The 25,156-nt window shown below is 65.1% G+C and carries 23 protein-coding genes; 10 read left to right on the top strand and 13 right to left on the bottom strand.

The window, feature by feature from the left end; all coding sequences use genetic code 11:
- The first annotated feature begins 528 nt into the window (after window positions 1-528).
- A complete protein-coding gene (locus LuPra_RS00235) occupies window positions 529-1,794 on the top strand; it encodes an SGNH/GDSL hydrolase family protein (protein ID WP_110168901.1) in 1,266 nt (421 codons plus the stop codon).
- A gap of 33 nt (window positions 1,795-1,827) precedes the next feature.
- Here the strand turns inward: LuPra_RS00235 and LuPra_RS34185 are convergent, their stop codons facing one another.
- Entirely contained in the window at window positions 1,828-2,493 is a 666-nt protein-coding gene (locus LuPra_RS34185; protein WP_110168900.1) for an FHA domain-containing protein, read from the bottom strand.
- Entirely contained in the window at window positions 2,490-5,090 is a 2,601-nt protein-coding gene (locus tag LuPra_RS00225) for a serine/threonine-protein kinase (protein WP_110168899.1), read from the bottom strand. The genes LuPra_RS34185 and LuPra_RS00225 overlap by 4 nt, the downstream gene beginning before the upstream one ends.
- 137 nt (window positions 5,091-5,227) lie before the next feature.
- On the opposite strand from LuPra_RS00225, the gene LuPra_RS00220 reads away from it, so the two are divergent.
- Entirely contained in the window at window positions 5,228-5,647 is a 420-nt protein-coding gene (locus LuPra_RS00220; protein ID WP_157898565.1) for a TolB-like translocation protein, read from the top strand.
- A gap of 200 nt (window positions 5,648-5,847) precedes the next feature.
- Here LuPra_RS00220 and LuPra_RS00215 read toward each other — a convergent pair whose 3' ends face one another.
- Entirely contained in the window at window positions 5,848-7,053 is a 1,206-nt protein-coding gene (locus tag LuPra_RS00215; protein ID WP_110168897.1) for an alpha/beta hydrolase, read from the bottom strand.
- A complete protein-coding gene (locus LuPra_RS00210) occupies window positions 7,050-8,705 on the bottom strand; it encodes a winged helix-turn-helix domain-containing protein (RefSeq protein WP_157898564.1) in 1,656 nt (551 codons plus the stop codon). The genes LuPra_RS00215 and LuPra_RS00210 overlap by 4 nt, the downstream gene beginning before the upstream one ends.
- A gap of 226 nt (window positions 8,706-8,931) precedes the next feature.
- On the opposite strand from LuPra_RS00210, the gene LuPra_RS00205 reads away from it, so the two are divergent.
- The 5 genes from LuPra_RS00205 to LuPra_RS00185 all read left to right on the top strand — a co-directional run bounded on the left by LuPra_RS00205 (window position 8,932) and on the right by LuPra_RS00185 (window position 12,247).
- Entirely contained in the window at window positions 8,932-9,399 is a 468-nt protein-coding gene (locus tag LuPra_RS00205) for a hypothetical protein (RefSeq protein WP_234800649.1), read from the top strand.
- Window positions 9,400-9,412: 13 nt separating this feature from the next.
- The gene (locus LuPra_RS00200) at window positions 9,413-10,816 is read left to right on the top strand and encodes a selenium-binding protein SBP56-related protein (RefSeq protein WP_110168895.1); all 1,404 of its coding nucleotides are present in this window, start codon (window positions 9,413-9,415) and stop codon (window positions 10,814-10,816) included.
- A gap of 7 nt (window positions 10,817-10,823) precedes the next feature.
- A complete protein-coding gene (locus LuPra_RS00195) occupies window positions 10,824-11,453 on the top strand; it encodes a hypothetical protein (protein ID WP_110168894.1) in 630 nt (209 codons plus the stop codon).
- Between the two features lie 144 nt (window positions 11,454-11,597).
- A complete protein-coding gene (locus tag LuPra_RS00190) occupies window positions 11,598-11,846 on the top strand; it encodes a ribbon-helix-helix protein, CopG family (protein ID WP_110168893.1) in 249 nt (82 codons plus the stop codon).
- Entirely contained in the window at window positions 11,846-12,247 is a 402-nt protein-coding gene (locus LuPra_RS00185; RefSeq protein ID WP_110168892.1) for a PIN domain-containing protein, read from the top strand. The genes LuPra_RS00190 and LuPra_RS00185 overlap by 1 nt, the downstream gene beginning before the upstream one ends.
- Window positions 12,248-12,363: 116 nt before the next feature.
- On the opposite strand, the gene LuPra_RS00180 is transcribed toward LuPra_RS00185, so the two are convergent.
- From LuPra_RS00180 to LuPra_RS00170, 3 genes are all read right to left on the bottom strand, one after another.
- Window positions 12,364-13,317, bottom strand: coding sequence for a hypothetical protein (locus tag LuPra_RS00180; protein WP_110168891.1), 954 nt, complete (start codon window positions 13,315-13,317; stop codon window positions 12,364-12,366).
- Window positions 13,318-13,319: 2 nt separating this feature from the next.
- Complete coding sequence (locus tag LuPra_RS00175; RefSeq protein WP_110168890.1) at window positions 13,320-15,701, bottom strand: DEAD/DEAH box helicase; 2,382 nt, start codon at window positions 15,699-15,701, stop codon at window positions 13,320-13,322.
- Window positions 15,702-15,780: 79 nt separating this feature from the next.
- On the bottom strand, window positions 15,781-16,647 hold the full coding sequence (locus LuPra_RS00170) for an SGNH/GDSL hydrolase family protein (protein ID WP_157898562.1): 867 nt from the start codon (window positions 16,645-16,647) through the stop codon (window positions 15,781-15,783).
- Between the two features lie 147 nt (window positions 16,648-16,794).
- Here LuPra_RS00170 and LuPra_RS34180 point away from each other — a divergent pair, with 147 nt between their 5' ends.
- Both LuPra_RS34180 and LuPra_RS34735 read left to right on the top strand, forming a co-directional pair.
- Complete coding sequence (locus LuPra_RS34180; protein WP_110168888.1) at window positions 16,795-17,265, top strand: cupin domain-containing protein; 471 nt, start codon at window positions 16,795-16,797, stop codon at window positions 17,263-17,265.
- 4 nt (window positions 17,266-17,269) lie between these two features.
- On the top strand, window positions 17,270-17,929 hold the full coding sequence (locus tag LuPra_RS34735; protein WP_470368377.1) for a hypothetical protein: 660 nt from the start codon (window positions 17,270-17,272) through the stop codon (window positions 17,927-17,929).
- Window positions 17,930-17,951: 22 nt separating this feature from the next.
- Here the strand turns inward: LuPra_RS34735 and LuPra_RS00155 are convergent, their stop codons facing one another.
- Window positions 17,952-19,307 (bottom strand): TolC family protein, encoded by a 1,356-nt coding sequence (locus tag LuPra_RS00155; RefSeq protein ID WP_162271261.1) that lies wholly within the window; start codon window positions 19,305-19,307, stop codon window positions 17,952-17,954.
- A gap of 148 nt (window positions 19,308-19,455) precedes the next feature.
- Here LuPra_RS00155 and LuPra_RS00150 point away from each other — a divergent pair, with 148 nt between their 5' ends.
- Entirely contained in the window at window positions 19,456-20,361 is a 906-nt protein-coding gene (locus tag LuPra_RS00150) for a carbonic anhydrase (protein ID WP_157898561.1), read from the top strand.
- Here the strand turns inward: LuPra_RS00150 and LuPra_RS00145 are convergent.
- The 5 genes from LuPra_RS00145 to LuPra_RS00125 all read right to left on the bottom strand — a co-directional run bounded on the left by LuPra_RS00145 (window position 20,348) and on the right by LuPra_RS00125 (window position 25,136).
- Window positions 20,348-22,072: a cation:proton antiporter gene (locus LuPra_RS00145; RefSeq protein WP_110168884.1), complete on the bottom strand. Its 1,725-nt coding sequence runs from the start codon at window positions 22,070-22,072 to the stop codon at window positions 20,348-20,350. The two genes, LuPra_RS00150 and LuPra_RS00145, sit on opposite strands and share 14 nt — an antisense overlap.
- Before the next feature lie 67 nt (window positions 22,073-22,139).
- Window positions 22,140-23,276, bottom strand: coding sequence for a PQQ-dependent sugar dehydrogenase (locus LuPra_RS00140; protein ID WP_110174444.1), 1,137 nt, complete (start codon window positions 23,274-23,276; stop codon window positions 22,140-22,142).
- A gap of 113 nt (window positions 23,277-23,389) precedes the next feature.
- Window positions 23,390-23,809 carry a type VII toxin-antitoxin system HepT family RNase toxin gene (gene hepT / locus LuPra_RS00135; protein ID WP_110168883.1) on the bottom strand — a complete coding sequence of 140 codons (420 nt, stop codon included), beginning with the start codon at window positions 23,807-23,809 and terminating at the stop codon, window positions 23,390-23,392.
- A complete protein-coding gene (mntA, locus tag LuPra_RS00130; protein WP_110168882.1) occupies window positions 23,806-24,201 on the bottom strand; it encodes a type VII toxin-antitoxin system MntA family adenylyltransferase antitoxin in 396 nt (131 codons plus the stop codon). Before mntA ends, hepT begins: the two co-directional genes overlap by 4 nt.
- Window positions 24,202-24,233: 32 nt before the next feature.
- Window positions 24,234-25,136, bottom strand: a complete 903-nt coding sequence (locus LuPra_RS00125; protein WP_157898560.1) for an amidohydrolase family protein — start codon at window positions 25,134-25,136, stop codon at window positions 24,234-24,236.
- Window positions 25,137-25,156: the final 20 nt, after the last annotated feature.

The following is a 25,156-nucleotide window of genomic DNA, read 5'->3' as shown; positions in this document are numbered from 1 at the left end:
CCGCCTCGTCCCACGCCTTGGACACGCTCAAGCCATCGGTGCCATCGCACACCGCCTGTGTCGGCTGATCTGGAAGATTCTTCACTAAGGCATTCGGTACGAGGAACGCGGGCCGGCCGTCAGCATGGAGGAAGAACGTGCGAACGCGCAAGATGATCCGCGAACGCTCGGCTATCGCGTCGAACTTTTCTGTCGGCTCCATCGAGCAACCCGCCATGATTGGGAGAGATTTTCGACTCTGGCTCATCCGTGCAGCGTGAGGTTCCCGGATCTAAGAACCCCAAATCTCACTGGCAATCGACTGACGGTGCCTTCGTTTCGTAACCTGCAGAATTCCTGCCTACGCCCTGCGACTTCGTCTCGCGCGAACCATACCATCGCGATCCTGCGAAGCCGTGTCGACATCATTCGGAAGATTCGTGATGGATTCCGATCGCGATAGACGAGAAAGCGACATCGTCGTTCTTGCCGAGCTCGCGTTCGCGGCGCTCAGCGCCGACGGCCATTCGGCGAACATCGGAGGTAAGCATGCTGAAACTGAATACGCGTTGGCGTCGCGCGTTGCTCACCGCCGCCGCGCTCACCGTTACGACGAGCAGCACTCTCCACCAGGATGTGTCTGCCAACGCTCTGGGAGACGGGCATTGGGTTGGCAGCTGGGCCACGGCTCCCCAGGGCGTGATCGGGGCGCCATCGCAGTACAGCAATCAGACGCTCCGTCTGATCGTACGTACTTCAATTGGCGGCAATCAGGTGCGAGTTAGGTTGTCCAACGAGCTGGGGACGCAGCGCATCGTCATCGGTGCTGCCCGCATCGCTCTTCGGAGTGTGGCTGAAAGCATCGACCCAGCGACCGATCGAGCGCTGACGTTTGGCGGCGTTCCTTCGATCACCATTCCGGCGGGTGCTCCGGTCCTGAGCGATCCTGTGGCGCTGGATGCGCCCCCGCTATCCGAGCTGGCCGTCAGCATCTACCTCCCGCATCCAACCTCCGTGAGCACCGTGCACCTCCTTGGGTTGCAGACGTCTTATGTGTCGGCGCCCGACTCGGGGGACCTCACGGATGCCGGCACGCTGCTACCGTCTAGCCCTATCGGATCGTGGCCGTTGCTCACAGGCGTCCAGGTGGACGCGTCTAGGCGTGCCGAAGCGATCGTCGTCCTGGGAGATTCGATCACCGATGGAGCCGGTTCGACGATCAATGCAAACCGACGATGGCCGGACATGTTGTCAGAGCGGCTGCAAGCTCGACCGAGCCTCGATCATCTGGCGGTGCTCAACCAGGGAATCATAGGCAATCGGCTGCTCCGTCCCGGAACGGGCCCGGTGGCGCAGTTACTGGGCGCAGCCGGCCTTGCGCGTTTCGATCGCGACGTTGTCGCCCAGCCTGCCGTGGGTTGTGCGATCGTGCTTCTTGGTATCAATGACATCGGCGCGCCCGCTTCGGAGGCCGTCAGCGTCGATGAACTCATTGCCGGGTACCGCCAACTGATCGAGCGGGCACACCTGCGCGGGATCAAGATCTTCGGCGCCACCCTGCCCCCGTTCGAGGGCGCTACCATGCCGGGCTTCTACTCACCAGAGGGGGAGCAGAAGCGGCAAGCGATCAACGAGTGGATCCGTAGCGCTGGGGAGTACGATGGCATGATCGACTTCGATCGCGCGCTGCGTGATCCTGATCACCCGACGCGATTGTCACCCGTGTACGACAGCGGGGATCACTTGCATCCCAACGACGCAGGCACGCGAGCGATGGCTCAGGCCGTCCCTTTGCGGCTGTTTAGACTGGACTGAATTCATCGTCCAACCACTCTGATTCCTCAGATCTCAGGGCTTGCGAGCTGCCTCGGTGCGGGTCGAATACTGCACGCTTACGGCGGAGAACGTCAATTCGACCGAGCCGAGGCGGATCACATCGCCATCAGTGAGCGGCGTGGGAACGCTGGCGGATCGATCAGCAACGAACGTCCCGTTCTTGCTCCCCAGATCCTGGATGGTCGCGTCGGCGCCAGAGACTCTGATCAAGGCATGACGCCGCGACACGCTGGGCGCGTCGATGAACAGCTCGAGGTCGGGGTCGCGGCCGAGCACATGTTCACCCTCTTTCAGAGCGGCGCGGCCGTCGGGCCAGCGGAGCCGGAAACGGACGCTCGTCTCAGGAGCCGAACTTTTCTCGACCATGGCTGCAGCCGATTCTCGAAACGCGTACCCGAATCGAGGGACCGTCCGGACAAATCGGGCGTGTGTCGCATCATCGCTGAGCGCAGCGCGAATCTCGGCGACGAGATTGACGAGGTTCTTCTCGACCACGAACGTGTCGGGCCAAAGGCGTTCCTGGAGCTCCAGTTTCGAGAGGGCCTTCGGTCGCTCAGCAACGAGGATCTCGAGTAGCTGGTATGCCTTCGGTGAAAGAGCAATCGAATCGACTCCACGTCGCAACTCACGTGCATCGAGATCCAGCACAAAATCGCTGAAGCGATACTGTCCGCTCATTTGAGTCCGTCAACGACGAACAGATCTCCCAAACGACGGAGGAAGGAGTAGCAGTACGCTCGTCCATCCTCTGCGACAACGACCGATCCACGATCGATTTCGACCCCCACGGGATCGGACGGCGCCAGCGTTTTCCAATGGGTTCGGCGTCCGGTCACGATGTCGACACGAAAAACGTCAGCTGTGGGTCGGCCCGGTTGACCTGGTCCGTCCGTATTATCAACGATATAAATGACTCGACCCTTATCGCTCCATCGAATCGGGATGTCCGTTGAGGCGATCGCGGGCACGGGCTGCGCGGGGCCCCCTTCAATCGGATAAAGAGCCCAACGACCGCCGGATCGACCCAGCACCGACGTGTTCTCGCGGACGGCAGCCTTGGCGGCCAGGACGACGCCTTCCGATGTGATCGGCCGAGGGATGCCACTAGGGATGTCCTGAATGTAGCCTTGAGGTCTGTTGTTGCCGGCATCTCCAGTGATGACGACCCGCTTCGAGTCGCTCAGCCAGGCGCCCGCGCTGACTCGCACCAGATTGCCTTTTGGTAGATCGACCACAGAACCGGAACCAGTTGGTAGGAGGATCAGACTGTCCTTGAGCCGGGCGAGGACCCACCTCGCATCCGGAGAAATCGACTGAGGGTCGCCGACGCCGAGGCGAACGGCTGGCGACCCATCGAGCGGCCGGCGATAGGTGAACGCGGTGGTCGACCTGAGATCGTTACCAAGTAGTTCCCTGAAGACCAGTGTTCGCCCATCGGCCGATAGATCGCGCACGGTCCCAGCCAAGCCCCAGCTCAGGTCACGTTCCGTCACGTCGCCCGGCAGCTGGCAGGCGAGGTTGATTCGAATGCTGTTTCGAGAAACTAGCACACGGCCGTCGGCAGAAATGTCGTGGAGCACGAGCCAATCGGGCGCGCGCTGAATCGTCCGCTCCACACCTGCGAGGGAGATCGACTGCAGCCACGGAGCCTGTCTGCCGCCGTCCGTAGCCGTGAACCAGATTTCGTCCGTCAGTCGAGACCAAGCCAGACCGATTCCGGCCCAGTTCTTCGAGAGCGTTGATTTGCGACCGGACCGATCGACGACGGTGATCATCGCCTCTGGCTCGGTCGTGAACAGTCCCGGCCCCTCGAAGAATGCGACACGGATTCCGTCGGGCGAGACACGCAGCGACCACGCAGCGCGCGCTTCATGGACGACGGTGCCCACGGGAAACTCGACCCTCCATGGACGGCCATTCCCCGGATCGCGTACGACGGCGAGTTCGTTCGTTCCTGCGATCCAATCGGCGTCCACGATCCCGTCGAGCAGGTCGCGTCGCGCGCCGCCGGCCAGCGGAACTCGCGCGAGCGTTCGAGCGCCAAAAGCTCGATTGACGTTCTGTGGTCCGAAGAGAACGGCCATCTCATTCGATGGTGAGATCGCAAGGATCCTTCCCGCTTGCAACGACAGGTCGCGCGCATCAAGACCCTCGGGACGGCCAAGAAACATGTTGTACGGCTGTCCCTCCCAGCTCGCGCTGTACACGAAGCTCCGGCCGTCGGGCGTGAACCGCGCGGACGATACGGCGCCGTGTCGGAACGTCACCCTTGTGTACCTGGCTACGGCTGCGGCTGGTGGCGCGAGAGCCATCATTGCGACCAGCACGAGGCCGGTGAGCGCTATCACCGCAACGAGGCCGATCAGAATGAGTCGCCAGCGTTGTCGGCGGCCGAATGTCGACCGCACGGCTTGACTGTGCGCACCAGCCGCAATCCATTCGAGCTCTGTCGCGAGATCGCGCGCTGTTTGCCAGCGACTCTTCCTCTCCTTTGCGAGACACCGCTCGATCACTCGCTCGAGCGCCGGTGAGATGCCCGGCTGGAGGCTCGAAGCCGACAAGGGTTGCGCACCGACGATGGCGGCGATCAGTGCCGAACGTGTGTTCCCGGCGAACGGTCGCCGGCCAGTCATCATCTCGAAGAGCATCACGCCGAACGAGAAGATGTCTGTCCGCGTGTCAGTCTCCTGTCCTTCGATTTGCTCGGGCGCCATGTATGGCAGCGTACCAAGGAGCTCTCCGTCGCGAGTCAAGGGCACGCTCTTCGTGGGCTCATGTGCACCTTCTCGATAGTCACCATCCCGGAGCTTCGCGAGACCGAAATCGAGGAGCTTCACGCCGTTGGGCGTGAGCATCACGTTACTGGGCTTGAGGTCGCGATGAACCACCTCCTTGTTGTGGGCGGCATCGAGCGCCGCGGCGATCTCTGCCGCGATCGCCACAGCGCGATCGACCGGCAGTGCGCCGAGTTCCAAACGTTCGGCGAGCGTTTCCCCTTCAAGAAGCTCCATAACAAGGAACGGAACACCCTCGTGTTCGCCGACATCGTGGACAGTACAGATGGAAGGGTGGTTCACTCGCGCAATCGCACGAGCTTCACGCTTGAACCGATCGAGCTCGTGGCGCTCGACACCACGCGCAGAGGTGAGCACCTTGATGGCTACGGACCGGTCGAGGCGGGAATCCTTGGCGTGGTACACCTCGCCCATCCCTCCGGTTCCGATCAGGGCGACGATCTCGTACGGACCGATTCGACTGCTCACGTCCAGTGACATGTAGCCACCTCGAGTCGCAGGCTCAGCGGTCAACCACGCGCGCTCCAAACGAGCTGACGGCGAGCGGCAATCCGCGGCCTGTGGAATTCGAGTTCTTCTAGATCTACTTTCACTCGAACCGCAGTGGCAAATCGCAGGTGTGGAAGAGGCGCACCGACGGCACCGGAGCCGTTCAAGTCACCAGACAAGGAGGCTTCGCTGCGCTGGAGTCGCCGGACGGGAGATTCCTCTACTACTCGAAGGAGGCAGCCGGCGGCCCCGCGTTGTGGAGAATGCCTGTCGACGGCGGGAAGGAGAACGAGGTTGTCGCGGGGATTTCTGACTGGAGCACCTTTGCTCCCCTGGATCATGGGGTCTATTTCATCCCCCGAAGGGGGCATACTGCTCCAGCCTCTATCCAGTTCCTGAGCTTCGCCGATGGCCGGATCACAACCATCATGGCCATTTCCAAGCCGGTGTTTGTTGGTTTCACCGTGTCCTCCGACGGCAAATCCCTCCTCTACACGCAGATCGATCAGGAAGTCAGCGATCTGATGCTGATTGAGCGTTTCCGCTGAGGAAAGCGAGCCTCATTGCCATTCAGACTGCAACGCTCAGTCGGTGCGAACGCTTGCGTCGGATCGGCGCGGACGCCGAAGGCACACATTGGCATCCGCTCCAGTGTGTCAAAGAGTGTGCCCGAACGCGGTCCGAGGACCATCAGTCGGTAATCCCTTCACGAGAAGTCACGAGGCAAAGCGAGACGTCTGACCGCCCCCTACCAGTTCAGGAACAGTCCCAGTTCCTCGAGGAACAGAGACCAGGCGGGCTCCTCCTCCAGCATCAGATGATTGGCGCTCGGCAGGGAGACATACCGCGCACCCGGGATCTCGGCCGCCAGCAGGCGGCCCTCCTCAGGGGGCACTGCGCGGTCACGGTCGCAGTGGATGACCAGCGTCGGCGCCTTCACGTGCGCCAGGAGTGGTCGGACGTCGATGTCGTCGTCGCGCTCCATGAGCCGCGCCGCATTTTCCGGCGACGTGGACACGCGCTGCAGCTCATCCAACCACTGCTCATGTTCCGGCGTGGCCTGGGGGATGAACCGACAGGTGAACATCTTGCAGAAGGCCGGGTTGTTGAGACCCCACCCGAGTCGCATCAGGCTTACCAGCGCGTGCCGCGCCTCGAGCTCATGGGGCTTGCCGACGTGGTTCAGACCGGCTGCAAATGCGCCGTAGAGCACCAGGTGCGTCACGCGCTCCGGATGCCTCACGGCATACGCGATTGCAATGGGACCGCCACGAGAGATCCCCAGCAGCGGAAATCGATCCAGACCCGCCGCGTCGATGACCGCCTCGAGATCGCGCACCCACGTATCGAAGTTCACGTCCGGCACGTCGCGCTGTGACATACCGTTGCCACGCTCGTCGTAGCGGACGAGACGGTGGTGGAGCGAGAGCGCGGCATGCCAGTGGCGCCAGATCGGGCTCCCCCATTCGAAGTCCAGATGCGTCAGCCAGTTTGACGCCTTCACCAGCGGCGGTCCGTTGCCTGTCGTGGCATACGCGAGGCGGACACCATCGTTTGTCGTGCAGTACCGGATTTCCTGCCGCGCCTTCGTCGCTGAAGCCACGGCTGCCGTGGTCTGAGGAACGGCACCTTCCACCGGGGCGACGAAGCGATAGCCCACTCGCGGCACGGTCTCGATGTAGTGCTCGCCCGTCGCTCGATCCCCGAGCGCCTTCCGCAGCACCGACACGTTGTGATTGAGGTTGTTTTCCTCGACGCTCGTCTCGGGCCACACCGCGTCGAGGAGCTCCTGCTTGGTGACCAGTCGCCCGGCGTTCTCGACCAACACCCGGAGCGTGTCGAACACCTTGAGCCGCAACGGGATGACGTCGCAGCCGCGCGACAGACGCCGCTCGCGGACGTCGAGCTGAAACGGCCCGAATCGATACGCGTTCGACGGTCGAGACTGAGTCATTTCAGCCGGGCCAGCAGACGTTGGAACCTGAGATCGTCTCGGAGGCTGTCGTAGTCGGGATCGTGCTCGACCCAGTCGCGCTTCCCCCACCCGAGTGTCACGAGGCGCTCGAACGTGGCGATGGCCTCCTCCTTCTCTCCGTTCTGCGCCCTGAGACAGGTCGCACACACTAACGTGCTCATGTCGTCTGGATAGAGCTCGAGAGACTCTCGCGACCAGTTCATGGCGCGATCGGTCTGACCATCCACGAAGAGCGCCAGCGAGCCGAGCGAAAGTGCTCGGACATCGACGGGGTTCAGTGCCAGTACTCGCTCGGCTCGCTGGACGCCATCATGGTTCGCGGCGCGCGCTTGCTCGAATTGGCCAAGCATCCTCAGGGACTGCGCAAGGAGAAAGGGGCTTTGGAAGTCCTCCTGGCGGACCTCGGCAGCCGAGTGGAACAGGGCGGCGGAGCGTTCGACGTCGCCACGCGCGAAACTGCTTCGGGCGAAGTAGTAATAGGCATCGAACGAGTTCGGATTGATGCCGATTGCCTCGTCGAACTCCCGCTCGGCCTCGTCGTAGCGTCGTGACAACGAGAGCGCAAAGCCACGTGCCGTGTGAGCCTCCGCGAGTCCGGGCGACAGTTCCAGTGCTCGTCGGCTCACGCGCCCGGCCGCTTCGAGATCGTGGTCGCTGGCGCCAAACCACTCGTACAGCGTGGCGTGTACCGTCGCCAGGCCCGCCCACGCCGGGCCATAGCCTGAGTCCATCTCGATGGCGCGAGCGAACATGGCCCGGCTCCGTTCCAGGTCCGGGTGGCTCATGCGGGGAAGATACTGACGTCCCCGCAGGTAATACTCGTACGCCTCGGATGTTGTGTGGGGACGTCGCAGCGCCGCTCTCTCAGACTCACTCAGGTTTCCGGAACGAAGGGAAGCGACCACCGCTTCGGCGATCTCGTCCTGGATCGCGAACACGTCGTCGAGCGGCCGGTCGAAACGCTGAGACCAACGGCGATATCCGTCGGCGACGTCCACGAGCTGAACTGTGATGCGAAGACGCTGATCCGTCTTGCGAACGCTGCCCTCGAGCAACGCCGCCACGCCAAGCTGTCGTCCGGCGGCGCCGACATCCACCGCGGGACCTCGGAACTGGAACGACGCGCTGCGCGCCGCGACACGGAGGCCGGTCACGTGCGTCAATGCATCGATGATCTCCTCTGCCACGCCCTCGCACAGATAGTCCTGGTCGCGACTCGAGCTCATGTCCGCGAAGGGAAGAACCGCGATGGAGGTCACGCCGGGCCCTGGTGACCTGGAATCGGTCGTGGCCTGGGCGATGGGACCTTCGACCGATGCGACAAAGCGATAGCCCACGCGCGGCACGGTCTCGATGTAGTGCTCGCCCGTCGCTCGATCCCCGAGCGCCTTCCGCAGCACCGACACGTTGTGATTGAGGTTGTTTTCCTCGACGCTCGTCTCGGGCCACACCGCGTCGAGGAGCTCCTGCTTGGTGACCAGTCGCCCGGCGTTCTCGACCAGCACCCGGAGCGTGTCGAACACCTTGAGACGCAACGGGATGACTTCGCAGCCCCGCGACAGACGCCGCTCGCGGACGTCGAGCTGAAACGGCCCGAACTGATACGCGCCTCGGACCTCGGTTTCGGCCACGAATCGCACCTCAGAAATGTTTCAGAAATACGCCAGCGCGCCCAAAGGACGCCGCCGACTGTTCGATTTTACCCTCTGGATCGCGCTTGACCGGACAGCCAAATTCAGGAGGTTCGTCATGAAAGTCAGACGGTTCGCGTGTTCGGTAGCCGGCGCTCTTGCTCTCACTGCCCCGTGGCACTCTTTCCCCCAGTCGCAGGCGGCACACGCCCAGACGCTCACACCGTTGCACCACGAAACTCAGCCGGGGGCCCTCGTCAGGGTCGTCCGTGACTCCACCGAGCGCTTCCGCGACGTGAGGATGGCCGAGGCGGAAGGCTACGCTCTCAAGTTCGGCTGCGTCAGCGGCGGCGAGTACGGTGCGATGGGCCTCCACTACGTGAACTTCCCTCTGGTCCTTGACGGCGTGCTGGACCCGACGCGTCCCGAGATCGTGATCTACGAGCCGCTCCCGAACGGACGCTTGCAGCTCGTCGGTGCGGACTACCTGGTTCTGGCGAGCGACTGGGATTCGAAGAACCCGTCACCCCCGGAGCTCATGGGACAACTCCTGCATTTGTTCGAAAGTCCGAATCGCTTCGGGTTGCCGAATTTCTACACGTTGCACGTCTGGGCGTGGAAGGAGAATCCCACGGGCACCTTCACCAACTGGCACGCCAACGTTTCGTGCGACGCGTTCGGCGGCGAAGACTAGAAGGGACAAGACGATGCCGAAGCTGCTTCCCGATCGGAGCTTCTACCCGTCGCCGACCATGGCCATACAGGCCCCGGCCGAAACGCTTGCCTATGTGGCGCTGCTGAATCCCGATCCGACCGCCAGCGACGCTCTTGCCGTGCTGGACGTCGATTCCGGGTCGCCCGACTACGGCGCCCAGATCGCGTGCGTGACCATGCCCGGCGCCGGCGACGAGCTGCACCACTTCGGATGGAACGCATGCAGCTCGTGCCTGTGTCCGAACGCGCCGCACCCGCACATGCAGCGCCGCTACCTCGTGGTACCCGGCATGCGGTCGTCGCGGATTCATATTCTGGACACGGTGCCCGACCCGCGACAGCCGCGTCTCGTCAAGGTGATCGAGGCCGACGAAGTCATTCGGAAGACCGGCTACAGCCGCCCTCACACTGTGCACTGCGGGCCCGACGGTATCTACATCAACGCGCTCGGCAACGGGGAGGGCAACGGCCCTGGCGGCATCTTCGTGATCGACCCCGAGACATTCGAGATCAAAGGTCGCTGGGAAAAAGATCGCGGGCCGCAGCAGCTCTCGTACGACTTCTGGTGGCACCTCGGGCACGACACGATGATCACGAGCGAATGGGGCACGCCGAACATGGTGGAGAACGGCGTGAACCCGGAGCTGTTGTTGGCGGGCAAGTACGGCAACGCGCTCCACGTCTGGGATCTCAACAGCCGCCGTCACCTGCAGAAACTCGAGCTCGGCTCCGAGTATCAAATGGTGCTCGAACTGCGTCCCGCGCACGATCCCAACGAGACGTACGGATTCGTCGGCGTCGTCACCAGCCTGAAGGATCTGTCGTCGTCGATCTGGATGTGGTACCGCGAGGGAAACGACCGCGGCGGGGCGTGGCGCATCCGCAAAGCGATCGAGATTCCCGCGGAGTCGGCCGCCGCCGATGATCTGCCGCACCTGCTCAAGGGCTTCGGCGCGGTGCCACCGCTCGTTACCGATCTCAATCTCTCGCTCGACGATCGGTTCCTGTACGTCTCGTGCTGGGGCACCGGCGAGCTGAAGCAGTTCGACGTCTCGGATCCGTTCAACCCGATCGAGACCGGCTCGGTGAAACTCGGAGGCATCGTTGGCCGCCAGGCGCATCGATCGCGTCCGGACGAACCGCTCAACGTCGCGCCGCAGATGATCGAGATCAGCCGTGATGGCAAGCGCCTCTACGTGACCAACTCGCTGTATCGCGCCTGGGACGAGCAGTTCTATCCCGACGGCATCAAGGGATGGTTGGCGAAGATCGACGTGCGCGCGAACGGCGGTATCGAGCTCGATCCCGCCGGATTCCTGGAATTCGACGGCATGCGTCCGCACCAGGTCCACCTGGAGGGCGGTGACGCGAGCTCCGATTCCTACTGCTTCTCGTGAGGCGCGCATGACGACGTCGTGGGCGATGCTGATCGCGCTCGGCGCGTTTCACGGCATCAATCCTGGAATGGGGTGGCTGTTTGCGGTGGCGCTCGGGATGCAGGAGCGCCGCCGCGGCGCGGTGCTCCGGGCGCTCGTGCCACTGGGTGCCGGGCATGCGCTGGCCGTGGCCGGCGCGGTCGCCGCCACGCTGGCCATCGGAGCCGTGATCCCGATCGGCCGGCTGCGCTGGCCGTTGGCCAGCGTGCTCGTCTCGTTCGGCGCCCTTCGGCTGTTTCGTCACCGGCACGTGCGCTGGGCGGGCATGCGCGTGAGCATGCGAGGACTCACGTTGTGGTCGTTCCTGATGGCCACGGCCCATGGAGCCGGGCTCATGGTGGTGCCGGTGTTCGTGGGCATGTCGATGGCGGATGAGGGAGTGCACACGCACCACATGGCCGCCATCGGGGCTGGCGCAGGGACCGCCCTCCTCGCCACCGGCCTGCACGCTGTGGGCTATCTGGCGGTGACTGCGTTCATCGCAGTGCTGGTGTTCGAGAAGCTCGGCGTGGGCATACTGCGCCGCGCCTGGATCAACCTCGATGTGATCTGGGCAGCCGCCCTGATGGCGACCGGGGCGCTTACCCTGCTGCTATAGGCCGGTCCGACGTCTGGCAATCGGCAGCCAACGCCGCAAGCCGCCGCCTTCAGCCTCTCGGCCACCTCACCGCGAACTCTAACTCTGGCTGAAATCAGCACTTTGCTGATCGCGATTCGACCTGATATATTCGTAGATATATTCATGCCGACCACGGTGCACATTCCCGATCCGTTGCTGAAGTCGGTGGACCGTCGCGCGAAGGCGCTCGGGATCAGTCGAAATCGTCTCGTCGTCCGCGCCCTGGAGGAGGCCGTTCGCGTGCGTTCGGGGTGGGCACCAGAATTTCTGGAGCGGTTGCGACGAGTGGATCGCGAGACGAGCGCGGCAGCCGACGAACTGCTCAACGCCGTGAAGCAGGCGCGGCGCTCGAAGGAGCCGCGCGACCTGTGATGTACGTCCTGGACACCAACGCCGTGTCAGCGCTCATGAAAGGCACCACGGCAGTGGTCGAACGACTAGTGACAACCACACCGGCCGACGTCGCCGTACCGCAGCCGGTGCTTGCAGAGATCGCGTTTGGCATCGAGCGCTTGCCGCGGTCGAAGCGCCGGGCAGCGCTGCAGTCGCGCTTCGATCTCATCTCCGCAGAGCTCCCGCGAGCCGAGTGGACCGATGTCGTCAGCCAGACCTTCGGCCGCATCAAGGCGACCCTGGAACGTCGCGGAACGCGGATTGAGGATTTCGATGCCGCCATTGCGGCACATGCGCTCGCGCTCGATGCGACGCTCGTCACGGCCAACGTCGATCACATGATCCGAGTCCCCGGGCTGCGCGTCGAGGACTGGAGCTGAATTGGTCAGCCGAACCGCCTGCCTGGTCCGACCGCGCACGAATCGGACCGCTCCGGGACACGGCCGGCGACCAGCGATCCTGTGCCGCGCGAATCGTCTCTGATTCATGGATGACGTCACGACGACTTCCTCGAGTCGGCCCTCCGTTCGGCCCAGTACATGCGCATGCGTTCCGCGATCGCTTGTCGTTTCTTCAGTGTCAGCCGCCGCCTTCCACCTCCGCTCGTTGGCGTCGTCTTCTTCGGCTTCGCCGCCGGCGTATGCCCCTTCTGTTTGGACGACACGGCAACTGTGACGGCGGGCGATGGCTCTCGCGGAACCGCGCTGGCAGGCCGCTTCGCCGGTGTCGCCGGGGCCATCTCGATGCCGAACATCTCCGAGAGTTGGTCGCTCTCGAGCACCTTCGCACCGGCTGGGCGCCTGCCCTTCTTCGAGAGATCGGCCCCCGCGTGCGCAATCAAATCCTGCTGGTCGACCTTGCGGAGCGTGAAGAGCAGCTCCGGCTGGTGATCCAGTCGCGCGCCGATCCCGTACAGCACCGCCGACACGTGTTTGCACATCGACGCCCAGTCCGGACAACTGCAGGTGAAGATGATGTCCTTCGGTGACGGGAACAGCCCCGTCCTCTGCTCGCAGAGGCGCGCCATCACGCCCTTGGAAAAGCGTCCCTGCAGGAGCTCTACGAGCGAGTCGATAGCGCCCGAGCAGTCCTTGCAGATGGCGCTCCAACGGGATCGCGGTACCGGTCCGACCGTCACCTCCACGTCGTACATCGTCGAGCCGCTGACGAGCGCCGTGACGCGGCCTGGCCCGACCTGTAGATCGACCACCGATCCGTTGCGCACATAGGTCCGTCCGCGCGGCAACCGATTCGCGTAGTCGCTGTAGCGTTCGAGGTTGTCGCACCAGGCTTCCCCCCAGAACGTCCTGGCGATCTTGCGGCCTTCAATCGCAACCGGCGATATCCTGCGGCCCTTCTTCTGGAGCTTCGCCAGTTCGCGCGCGGCCTGAGCCTGTCGAGCGCCGACCGAGACGTATGGCCTGAAGCCGTAGTCGTCGTAATAATCCATCCTCACTCCTCGAACGCGGTGTGGAGGTCGAGCGCGACGAGCTTCAACAGCTCGTCGTCCTTCATTTCAGTCAACAGCATCTCGCCACCGCCCTCGAGCAGATCCTGAGAGAGCTGGCGCTTGGAGTCAGTGAGCCGATCGATACGTTCTTCAACGGTCCCCCGGCAAACGAACTTGTGCACCAGCACATTCTTCGCCTGACCGATGCGGAACGCACGGTCGGTGGCCTGGTTCTCGACGGCCGGATTCCACCAGCGATCGAAGTGCACGACGTGTGAGGCGGCGGTGAGGTTGAGGCCGGCGCCGCCGGCCTTCAGCGAGATGACGAAGAACGGCACACGCTCATCCTCCTGGAACTGCTTCACGAGCGGCTGTCGCTTGCCCACCGCGGTTTCACCGTGCAGGACGAGGCCCGGGCGGCCGAAGACCGATTCGAGGAACGCGGCCAGTGGCGTGGTCGCCTCGCGGAACTGCGTGAACACGAGCACCTTCTCCTGCTTCGCCGCGATGACCTCAGCGATCTCACGCAGTCTCGCCAGCTTGCCGCTGTCGGCCTCGCTCCACGCGCCATCGCCCAGCCATTGGGACGGGTGATTGCAGATCTGCTTGAGGCGCATCAGAGACGCGAGCACGACGCCGCGACGCTTCATCCCCTCGGCTCGCTCGAGCTCACTCGCCAGTTCGGCCACCGATTGCTGATAGAGCGCTGCCTGCTTGCGTGTCAGGGAGCAAAACGCCCTGACCTCGGTCTTGTCCGGAAGGTCGGCGATCACCGACTTATCGGTCTTCAGGCGCCGAAGAATGTACGGACGCACGAGCGCGCGCAGCGGTGCGTACGGGTTGTGGGGTTGTGATGAGAGGCGTTTGGTGAACGTCGAGAACGCTTTTCCGGATCCCAGCAGGCCGGGGTTGAGAAAGTCGAAGATTGACCAGAGATCGCCGAGGCGATTTTCCACCGGTGTCCCGCTGAGCGCGATGCGCGCCCGCGCATCGATCTGCTTGGCGGCCCGTGTTTGCCTGGCGCCTGGCGTCTTGATCGCCTGTGCCTCGTCTAGGATGGCGAAGCGCCACGGCATGGCGAGCAATGCGGGCACGCGCAGCAGCGATCCGTAGCTCGTGATGACGAGATCCACGCCGGCCATCCGGTCACGATCAAGCGCCCTGAGTTCCGGGCTGGTCATCGCCGAGGGATGCGCGATGATCGCGGTCAGGGTCGGCGCGAAGCGCTCGATCTCTGCAGTCCAATTGGCCAGCAACGACGCTGGCGCAATTAGGAGGCTGGTGCGCCGCGTCTCCTCGGGTGTGATACGCGCTCGCATCACCAGCAAGAGCGCCAGCACCTGCATCGTCTTGCCGAGGCCCATGTCATCCGCGAGGCAGGCGCCCAGGCCGAGGCTGGAGAGCAAATGCAGCCATCGCACGCCGGCCTGCTGATAGGGGCGCAACGTCGCCTTCAGTGCGGCGCCGGGATCCAGTTGCGCCAGTCGGGCCGGATCGCGAAGGCCGGCGAGCGTCTTCGCCAGCCATGGCCCGGCGACGACGGATGCCCAGTCCGGGGCGGTGGCCGCAACGATGTCGCCTGGCACGTGCGCGCCGGCGAGAAGTCGCATGGCTTCGCCGAAGGAGAGGCCCTCCCGTGCGGCGGCCGTCTCCACTGCTCGGAACTCGTCGAGCATCCGGTTGAGTCTTTCACGATCGATTTCGACCCAGCGTCCACGCACCAGGTGAAGGCCGTTCGACGCAGCGAGCAGTTGCTCGATCTCCGCCTTGGTCAGTGGTTCGCCGTCGACGGACACGCCCATCTTGAAGTCGAGCAGCGCCTCCGTACCGAGACCCGACGGCGGCTTCCCACCGACGGTGGCCGTCACCCGAGGACGTGGTGGACGATTGCCGCGCCAGCCGGTCGGGACGCGCACGATGACGCCGGCGGTCTCGAGACGTGGAGTATCGGTCAACAGCTGAAACGCCTCGTCGGGCGTCCACCGCAGCGGGTGATAGATCTCGCCCGACTCGACCATCGCCTTCAGCCACGGACACTCGGCGGCGGCGCGCTGGACCGGCAAGAGCAACGACAACAATTGCGATCTGTTGGCGGCGCCGGCGTATTCGCTCAACGCGCGGCCGAGCGGCAGGTGCTGCGCCCTGGCGTCCGTCGAGAGTCGGGTCGTATAGGTCGCCAGAAACGCGAACGGCGCATCATCATCGCGGCGATTTTCGGCAAGATTGAAATGGACGCGACCAACGAGATGCCATGCCGGGTTCTGACTCTGCAGAAATGCCTGGACCGATGTCTTCGATTCGGCGAGCTCGGATCGAAACGCTGTTGCGGCCTCGGTCCAGAGGGCTTCGAGAACCGACGCCGAGAGATACTCCGCGCCGATCATCGGCGGTGCGCCGGCGACGAGTGCTTCGAGCTCGTCGAGCGCGGAAGCGACGCCATGATCGGTGGCACGGTTGGCGGGACTAAACCTGTTTGAGTCGGCCGGCCGCGTTGATCACCGAGATCACCGCGTCGTACACCAACAGTGCCTGCGCCGTCCTGAGGCCGAATCCGGAGATCCGGAGCGCCTCGTCCGAGTAGTCCTTGAAGTACCTGGCCGGATTGCTCGGGTGCACGCCGTCACCGGAAATCAGGGTCAGTACCTCGTAGGGGTCACCGCCGGGCGCAGCAGCGGTCGTGCCATCCCAGTCGAGCGGACGTCTCGCGAGTATCTCCGCGTGGTAGTCGATCAACGGGACGTCGAGTTCCCTGGCTACCACGCGCACATTCTGCGAGAAGGCGGCCGCCTCCGCCGCGAGGCCGCTTCGAGGCGGCACGGTGCTGACAATCGGGACAGTTCCTCGCTTGATGCACGCCTCGGCGACTGCCACGAGCGCTATCCGGTAACCACGCTGGTCGCGGTCGGGGAGATCGTTGCTGCCAAACATGATCAACGCGACTTCCGGTTTCAACGTCTCCAGCCAGCGGTCGACGTTCTGCCGCGCCCAGGCAACGGTGGTCTTCGAGGCATTGCCAAAGGCCTCACCTCGCCACTCGCTCCAGCACTCGGGTCGAAGCCGTGCCTTGACTCGTGCGAAGGCTGCCTCGATGTTCGGCGGGGCCGGCTTGCGCTCCTCCGCCAGGGGGGCCCAGAAGGCGAGCGACTCCGTGATGGAGTCGCCGAAGAGTGCAAGCGTCCCCGGCGGCCCGGTAAAGGAGCCGTGAATCGCTCGGGCGTTGCGAGCCCATGTCGGCTCGGCCGCGGTGTCCTGCGCGCCGACGGGCGTGCCGGCTCCAAGGCATCCGATAAGGCCGCCCACGAGACGCACACCGAACGCTCGCCTCCGCATGCGCGCGATCATGGCACGCCTCTGCGCACCGGGGAACACAGGAGCACACCTTGCGCGTGATGCGACGGGTCGCGGGTTCGGCGGGCTTAGAATGCGTTGCACGGGCGCCGTGACGTGTCGGCGGCGTCCTGACGAAGCCGGAGGAGGATGGACGCGTTCTCCGAGGTGTTGAACGGCGTGCGGTTGAAGGGGGCGGTGTTCTTCAGGGCGGAGTTCTCGTCGCCCTGGCGGCTCTCGACGCCCCACTGTCGCGTCCTGACCCCAGCGCTGGCACCCGGCGCGCCGCACATGTTGATCTACCACTTCGTCGTGGATGGGTCAGCGCGCGTGTGCCTGGACGGCGAGCCCGAGGTCGATCTGTCGCCTGGCGACATCGTGGTATTCCCGCATGGCGATCCGCATCGCTTGAGCAGCGGTTCTGGATCGAACCAGATCGATCCTGCTGCGCTCCTGGAGAAAGTCGCGACCCGCGACCTGTCGCCGATGCGCGCCGGTGGCGGTGGCGCGACGACAGGCTTCGTGTGTGGGTACCTGACGTGCGACCCGCTCCTCTGCGGTCCGATCCTCGAGGCGGAACCCGCGTGTGTCCTCCAGGCGAAGAAGGGGCATGCCAGGTGACGCCATGTTCCCTGGCTCGACCATGTTCTCGGTGATCAGGCCCTCGAACGGCGCGGCAATCGTGGTGAAGGAGTCGATGATGCTCGCCTGGTCGCCGGCAGCTCTGGCACTCTCGATTGCCGACGCGGCCTGCAACGCCCGCGCGGACGCGCCGGCGACGCGCGCTTCGGCGCTCCGCAGCGTCGCCGTGACGTCATCGAGCTCCTGCGCGGTGGCCGACTGCGTGGCCTGCAGGCTGGCGATGCGATCGTGGGACGCACGGGCCAGCGTCAGGCCGGCCTCGGCGCCCATGAGTTCGGCTGCGGCCGCCTTCAAGCCCTGTTCGGCGGCGCTGGCCGCAGAGCGCGCGGCACGGGCGCCGGCGGCGAGATCGTCGCCATCGAGCACGATGAGCCTCTGGCCTGCTCGAACCCGATCGCCTGGCGACACAAGGACTTCGCGCACCGGCGCCAGGATCCGCGCCGTGATCGTGGCGGTCGTTCGAGCCTCGACCACGCCACCCGAATCGATCGCCGTTGCCACGTCCGTCATCGCAACCGTGCCGACGTTGACGGAAATGGGCTCTGCCGCGTCCGCCGGAGCGGCGGCGGCCTGGCGACCCGGGCATCCGGCCAGCGCCGCAGCCATCAGGAGTGCCGTCGCCACGCCCACAACAACGACGTGACTCACGCAAACAGGTTCTTGTTTCATGGCCTTCCTACCGCTCGTTGCAGGGTCGCCGTCGCCGTGAGCACGTTCACGCGCGCAGCGATTTGTTGGGCATCGGCCTGTTCGACGGCGTCGGCCGAGCGAAGCAGCATGGCGGCATCCGTGAGGCCGCTCTCGTAGCGGTCCCGGATGATGCGGCGGCTCTCTCGTGCCTGATCGGCGGCCGCCCGTCCTACCGCTTCGCTGGCACGCGCGGCCTCGAGGCGGGCAATCGCAATCTGCACATCGAGCCGCGCCATGGTCTCGGCCTTGACCCTTTCGAGTGCGCAACGCGTCGCCGCCTCACGCGCATCGGCGAGCCGTGCATTGTCGGCAAGACCATGGAACAGGTTGATCCGGACGACGGCGCCAGCTACCCAACTCGAGGACCGCGCCTTCCACGCGCCGCCGTTCAGTTCCCACACGCCTTGCGCAGCCACCTGCGGCAGGAACGCGGCCTTCGCCGCGTCTACCGTTGCAGCCGCCAGATGTTCCTTCTGCCTGGCGAGCGCGACTTCGGGCCTGTTCGTCAATGCTTCCGCTTCGAGGCCGTCGTGATTGGTGACGTCGATGGCGATTGCCGTTGGCGTAAGGTCGAGTGAGAACATTGCGTTCAGGGGCTCGCCCATCAGTTGATTCAGACGGGCGCGCGCGATGCGTTCGTCCGACGATGCCTGCACCTGCCGTTCGAGAGTGCGTGCGAGTTGGACATCCAGCTGCAGGACATCGGCGTCGGTCACGCGACCGGCGTCGCGGCGGTTGCCGGCCAGTTCACGGTCTGCCCGAGCGGTCTCGATCGCGGCCGCTTCCGAACGGACAGTCGCGGCGGCGATGAGGACGCCGCCGAACGCGTCGGTCACTGCCGCCGTCAGGTCGTGGTCGACCAGCCGCCTGCCGGTGGCTGCCATGTCCTGCCCGATCGACGCGGCTCGGACGTTGGCCGACGTGGTGCGATCGAACAGCGACTGCTCGACGGAGACTGCCGCGCGGAAGTTGTCGGTGGCGTCGGGGTGATTGATCGCATCAAGAGCGAGGTCGGCCGCGGTGAACTGCCGCTGCGCGAGCAACGAGCTGAACGCGAACACCGGGTGGTTGCCGCGCTGCCAGGATTCCGCAACGTCCACCTTCGGGAAGTAGCCGCCGCGGGCCTGGGTCACGCGGTCGACCGCTTCCCGCTCGGCTGCTGCTGCCGTCCCGGCGTCGGGGTTGTGCGCCTTCGCGCGCGCGATTGCGTCCGCAAGCGACAGCGGCGACTGCGCAGAGGCCGGCAGCGCCACACACAGCGTGGCAACAACGACGGCAACGAGGATGTGAGCCTCGCGTTCGTGGGCCTCGAAGATGCGGCTGGCGCTCATGGGCCAATCCTGCGGGACCTCTCGCCGGCTGACCATGCCCGCGCGGTTGAAGTTCTTGACCGTCAGTCCGGCGAGGCTGGAATGCTTTGCCGAGGCGCCACGTGACTTTGCCGGGCGTCCAGAGCAAGATCCCGGAGGGGGCGTAGTCATGTCGACGTACGTCTGTCAGTTGGTCCGACGCCTGGCCACGACGATCGCGGCCGCCACGACGGTCGCCGTCGTGGCGTGCAGCGCGCCCGCGGAGCGGCCGATGGAGCCGGCTGCGCAGACCGCGCCGCGAGATGCCACGACGAGGCCGTCGGTGGCGCCTGTTGCCGGCGATCCCGTCTGGCACTACGAGGCCGACGAGGGCCCGAGCCGGTGGGGTGCGCTCAGCCCGAAATTCAGAGCATGCAGCGAAGGACGAGCGCAATCGCCCATAGATCTCGCTGACGCGACGCCGGTCGAGGCGGCGGCGACCTTGAAGATGCGCTTCCCTGCGGCCAAGCTCCAGATCGCGCATCACGAACACGTGGCCGACGGCATCAACAACGGACACACGATCCAGGTCAACTACGCCGGTGGCGACACGCTGACCATGGGCGGCCAGGCGTATGGCCTGGTGCAGTACCACTTCCACAACCCGAGCGAGCACACCCTGAAGGGCCGGCACTTCCCGATGGAGATGCACATGGTGCACACGTCGGCAGGTGGCAGGCTCGCTGTCGTCGGCGTCCTCATCGAGCAGGGCGCGCACAATCACGCCTTCGACCCGATTTGGAACAATCTGCCGACGCAGAAGGGTCTGGAGACCCACTACCCGCATGTGAATGTCGACGTGGATGACTTGCTGCCGAGCAGTCGCACGTCGTATCGCTACGAGGGCTCGCTGACCACACCGCCATGCACGGAAGGCGTCCAGTGGATCGTGATGACGATGCCGATCCAGCTCTCGGCGGATCAGATTCGTGCCTTCACCGCCATCATCCACGACAACTTCCGGCCGACGCAGCCGCTCAACGGCCGCCCCGTCGTCACCGAGCCGGTCGTGCTGGCGTCTACTACCCTCCCGTGAAGAGTTCGATGCGCGCGCGGCGGCGTTCGCGGTCGATCTGCTCCGGCGTCGCGCCGAGCACGGCGAGGATGTCGCCGACAAACGCGAGCCCAACCTCGCCTTCACCGGAGTACACGGCAGTGGCCCCCGCCTGCTTGAGCGGCGGCACGTCGCGCACGTAGTCGGTGCGCGCGAGCACGCGCACACCTGGATTGAGTTGGCGTGCGAGCCGGATCACCTCGTCGCCGTTGGCCATCCCCGCCGAACCCAGGATCAGGTGCGAGGCCGAGGGCACGCCCGCCGCCGCGAGCGTCTCGGGGCGCATCGCGTCGCCGTAGACCGCGTCGATGCCGGCCTCCCGCAGCGTGCGCACCGCATCGATGTTGAGGTCGATGACGGTCGGTGTGATGTCGTTATCGCGAAGCAGGCGCACGACCGTCCGTCCCGTGGGGCCGTACCCGACGACCACGGCGCGGTGCTCGGCATCTGGCCGACGCGGCGCGTCCGATTGCGCATCGACGGGCGCTGATCGATCGAGAACGGCGAGCAGCGCCGGGCGTGCCTTGACCCATCGCGTGATGGGATCGATCAACCGGTAGGCCAGCGGATTGACGACGATCGACACGATGGCGGTCGCGGCGAGCGCGTTGGTGGCGCCCGGCCCGAGGACACCCAGATCGCGTCCGACGCTCGCGAGGATGAACGAGAACTCCCCGATCTGAGCGAGCGCGATAGCCGTGGTCAGTGCGGCCTTGAACGGGTAGCGCAGCAGCCACACGAAGAGCAGGGCGACCGCTGGCTTGCCGATCAGCACGACCGCCAGCGCGCCGACGACGAGGCCAGGGGCATCGATCAATGAACGCGGATCGAGCAGCATCCCGACCGACACGAAGAAGAGCACCGCGAACGCATCGCGCATCGGCAGCGCATCGGACGCCGCGCGCAGGCTGTACTCGGATCGTCCGACGACCATGCCGGCGAGGAACGCGCCGAGGGCCATCGAGACGCTGAACAGGAGCGCCGATCCGACGGCGATGCCGAGCGCCAGCACGAGCACGGTCAGCGTGAACAGCTCGCGCGAGCGGGTCGCCGCCACGTAGTCGAGCAGCCGCGGGATGACCCTCGTGCCGACGACCGCGGTGAAGGCAACGAGCGCTCCGACCTTGAGGATCGTCAGGCCGAGCGCGAGCCAGAGCGGCGTGGCGCCGGAGCTGTCGCCATACAGCGCCGGCAGCAGGACCAGCGCCAGGACCGTGAAGAGATCCTCGACCACCAGCCAGCCGACCGCGATGTGCCCGGCCTGCGTGTGCAGGTCGTTGTTGTCGGCGAGGACACGGACCAGGACGACAGTGCTCGCGACGGCGAGGGCCATGCCGAAGATGAGGCCCGCCGACCACGTCCAGCCGAAGGCATGCGCGACGACCGCACCGAGCGCGGTGGCGACGGCACTCTGGGCGATCGCACCAGGAATGGCGACACGCCGAACCGCCAGCAGCTCTTCCACATGAAACTGCAGGCCAACGCCGAACATCAGGAGGATGACGCCGATCTCGGCCAGTTGCTCGGCCATCGCGGCGTCGGCGACGAATCCGGGCGTGTGCGGCCCGACCAGCGTGCCCGCCAGCAGGTAACCCACGATCGGCGAGAGGCCGAGCCGTTGGGTGAAATAGCCGAGGCAGAGGGCCGCGGCCAGCCCTCCGGTGATCGTAAGGATGAGGTCGTATGCGTGCATGCGTGCATACGAGTCTATGGGAGTCGCATGGCTGCCGCGGTGTGCGGCGCGCCTCGTCACCCCGTCGCTAGCGTCCGTAGCTGATGCGATAGATGACGTCGGACTTGTCGTCGCTCACCAGCAGCGACCCGTCAGGCAACGGTTGCACATCGGCCGGGCGACCCCAGGCCTCGCGGCCCTGCAGCCAGCCCTCGGCGAACGGCTTGTAGCCCGTGACGTCGGCCTGCGCATCGGTGGTCACGACGGTGACGCGATAACCGACCGGTGTGGTGCGATTCCAGGAGCCGTGCTCCGCGATGAACAACTGGTTGCGATACTCGGCCGGAAATGCCGTGCCCGTGTAGAAGCGGGCGCCGATCGCAGCCACGTGCGCGCCGAGCTTCTGGGCCGGCTTCGTGAACTCGCTGCACTGCCGCTTCGAGCCGAACTCCGGATCGGCCACATCGCCCGCATGACAGTACGGGAAGCCGAAATCCATGCCCGCCTTCGGGGCGTAGTTCAGCGTATCCGGTGGAACGTCGTCGCCCATCATGTCGCGCCCGTTGGAGGTGAGGAAGAGCCCCTTCGTGATCGGGTGCCAGTCGAAGCCGACGCTGTTGCGGATGCCGTGCGTCCAGACCTCGCGCCCGCTGCCGTCCGGCTTGATCCGGGTCACCGACGCGAAGACCGGGTTCTCGCCGCGCTTGTCGCAGACGTTGCACGGAGCGCCCACCGGCACGTAGAGCCAGCCGTCGGGCCCGAACGCGATGAACTTCCAGCCGTGGTGGCCTTCGGTGGGGTACTCGCTCGTGATCAGCACCGGCTTTGGCGGCGTGGCGAGGTGTGCTTCGATGTCATCGAAGCGATAGATCTTGCTGATGTCTGCCACGTACAGCGCGCCGTCCTTGAAGGCGACGCCGCTCGGCTGGCCGAGTCCCTTCGCGATCACGTAGGTCTTGTCGGCCTTGTGATCGCCGTCGGTGTCGACGACGGCGTGCACGAGCCCGGCCTGCAAGCTCCCGACAAAAACCGTCCCCTTGCTTCCCACCGCCATCTGTCGCGCGTTGTTCACACCCTGCGCCCAGATGCTGATCGTGAACCCCTCGGGGAGCTTGATGGTGTCGAGTCGCAACACCGGCGGCGAGGACTTCGGCTGCTGCGCGTAGAGGGCAGCGATCGCCGCAACGACGATCAGGACAGACGCAACTACCGTAATCCGTCTCATCTGGACCTCCACTTCAGCAATGACCCGCTCGCCCGCGCAATATCGATCTGTGCCCAGCGTACCCCGCGGCGCTTCATGGCCGTGTAAAACCGGCCCTCGTCAATCGCCGAGTGCTATGCGATGTGGCTATTGATGCGATCGAGGAATTGCGGGACGTCCTCGAGCGCCTCGACCAGCGCCGCGAACACCTTGCTGTGATCGAGCCCTTCGTAGTCGTGGACGAGCCGATTCCGCAGGCCGGCGGAGCGGGCGATTCGCTTCGCGAACGCGGGATCGAGGACACCGATCTCTGCCAGGCGCACGAACGACGCGTGGTAGTCAGCTGGCGGCGGGTGTCCGCTGCCTGTGATGACATGGTAGTTCACGTCGATCATGCGCCCGACCATCCGCTCGAGGTATCGCTCGACGACGGCTTGGTCGATCCAGTTCTGCAGGTACGCGTCGGCTCCACGGGCGCGAATCGGCCCCAGCGCCGCGAGGTCGGCCGCAATGAGGAGCAGCTTGCGCGTCACCAACTCCGGATCGATCGTCATCGGGCGTGGCCCGCGATCGTGCTGGCGACGTAGGCGCGTTCCATGTCGAGGAAGCGCCGATGGTCCTGGTACCGCCTGAACGCATACAGCTTCAGTTCCTGGAATCGCCGGGGTGACCCGTGGAGCAACCGCGCGTGGTCCATGACCTGCTTCAGAAAGAGCGGGTCCGCGTGGTTGAGCAGCCCGAGGTCCACGTGGCGATCGGCGACCAGTGCTTGCAGTTCGGTCTGCAGGTCAGCGATCCCCGCGAAGGAATCGGGCACCCGACGGTAGAGCACGCCCACGTCGACGTCGCTACGCGGATGCATCTGCCCGCGCACGGAGGAGCCGAACTGGACAATCAGCTCGATGTCGTGCGTCCGCGCAATCTCCGCGAGCTGCTGCGGATCCATGGCGCGATTATAGGGCGGGGCCGTGCCTGCGTTCAGGGCCGCGGCGTGATGCCGAGCAACCGCGCCATCGTCTCGCCGTAGATCTTGCGGCGACTGGCTTCCGGCACGTCGTTGGCGTCGAGCATGGCTTCGTAGCGTGCGAGCACGCCGTCGAGCGCGTCGGGAGGCTCGTCGGTGCCAAACACGATCTTCTCGAACGCGTAGACAGCGGTGGACGGCGTATGCGTCGACGGTCCGTCCCACCACAGGTACTCGCGGAACACCTTCAGGTTGTGCTGCTTCTTCAGCAAGGTCGAACCGGTGACGTCGAAGTACAGGTTCGGTGACCAGCGCGCCGCTTCGGCAGCCTCGTCGTACCAGGGATTGCCGAGATGCGCGCCCTGGATCTTCAGCGCCGGAAACGATCGCGCCAATGTGTGCAGGAACGACGGCCGCATGCGTGCCATCGACGACTGCTCCGGCTCCCCGGTGCCATTGCCGGCGACGATACCGGTATGGAACAGGGCGACGAGTCCGAGTTCCTGCATGCGTCCGTAGAGCGGGAAGTAGCCGAAGTCGTCCCAGTTCAGCTTGGGGCGATGCATCTTGATGCCCTTCACGCCGGCCTTTGCGAACGTCTCGAGTTGGGCGCGCGCATCGGGGTGATCCACGTCGAGGTACCCGTACGGGATGATGACGTCCGGATACTGCTTCGCTGCCGCCATCAGCGCGCCGAGGCTGTCGATCGGCGTCAGCACGCACGCCATCGCGTTGCGCGCGCGGTACGTCTTCACCAGCGTCGGGATGTAATCGGGCGCCGAGCGCCAGTGCTGGTGGGAGTCGATCACGAAGCGCGCGGGTGGTGCCTGCTTCGCGGTCAGCGGCCCGATCGACGATGTGACGGCGATGGCGATGACGGCCGCGGCGAGCGCCGCGCGGATACTGAACGTGTGCACGTGTTGATCTCCGTGACGCT

The sequence above is a fragment of the Luteitalea pratensis genome, assembly GCF_001618865.1.
Lineage (GTDB): Bacteria > Acidobacteriota > Vicinamibacteria > Vicinamibacterales > Vicinamibacteraceae > Luteitalea > Luteitalea pratensis.
The sequence above is the reverse complement of the archived record's forward strand: the minus strand, read 5'-3'. Positions and strand labels throughout refer to the sequence as shown.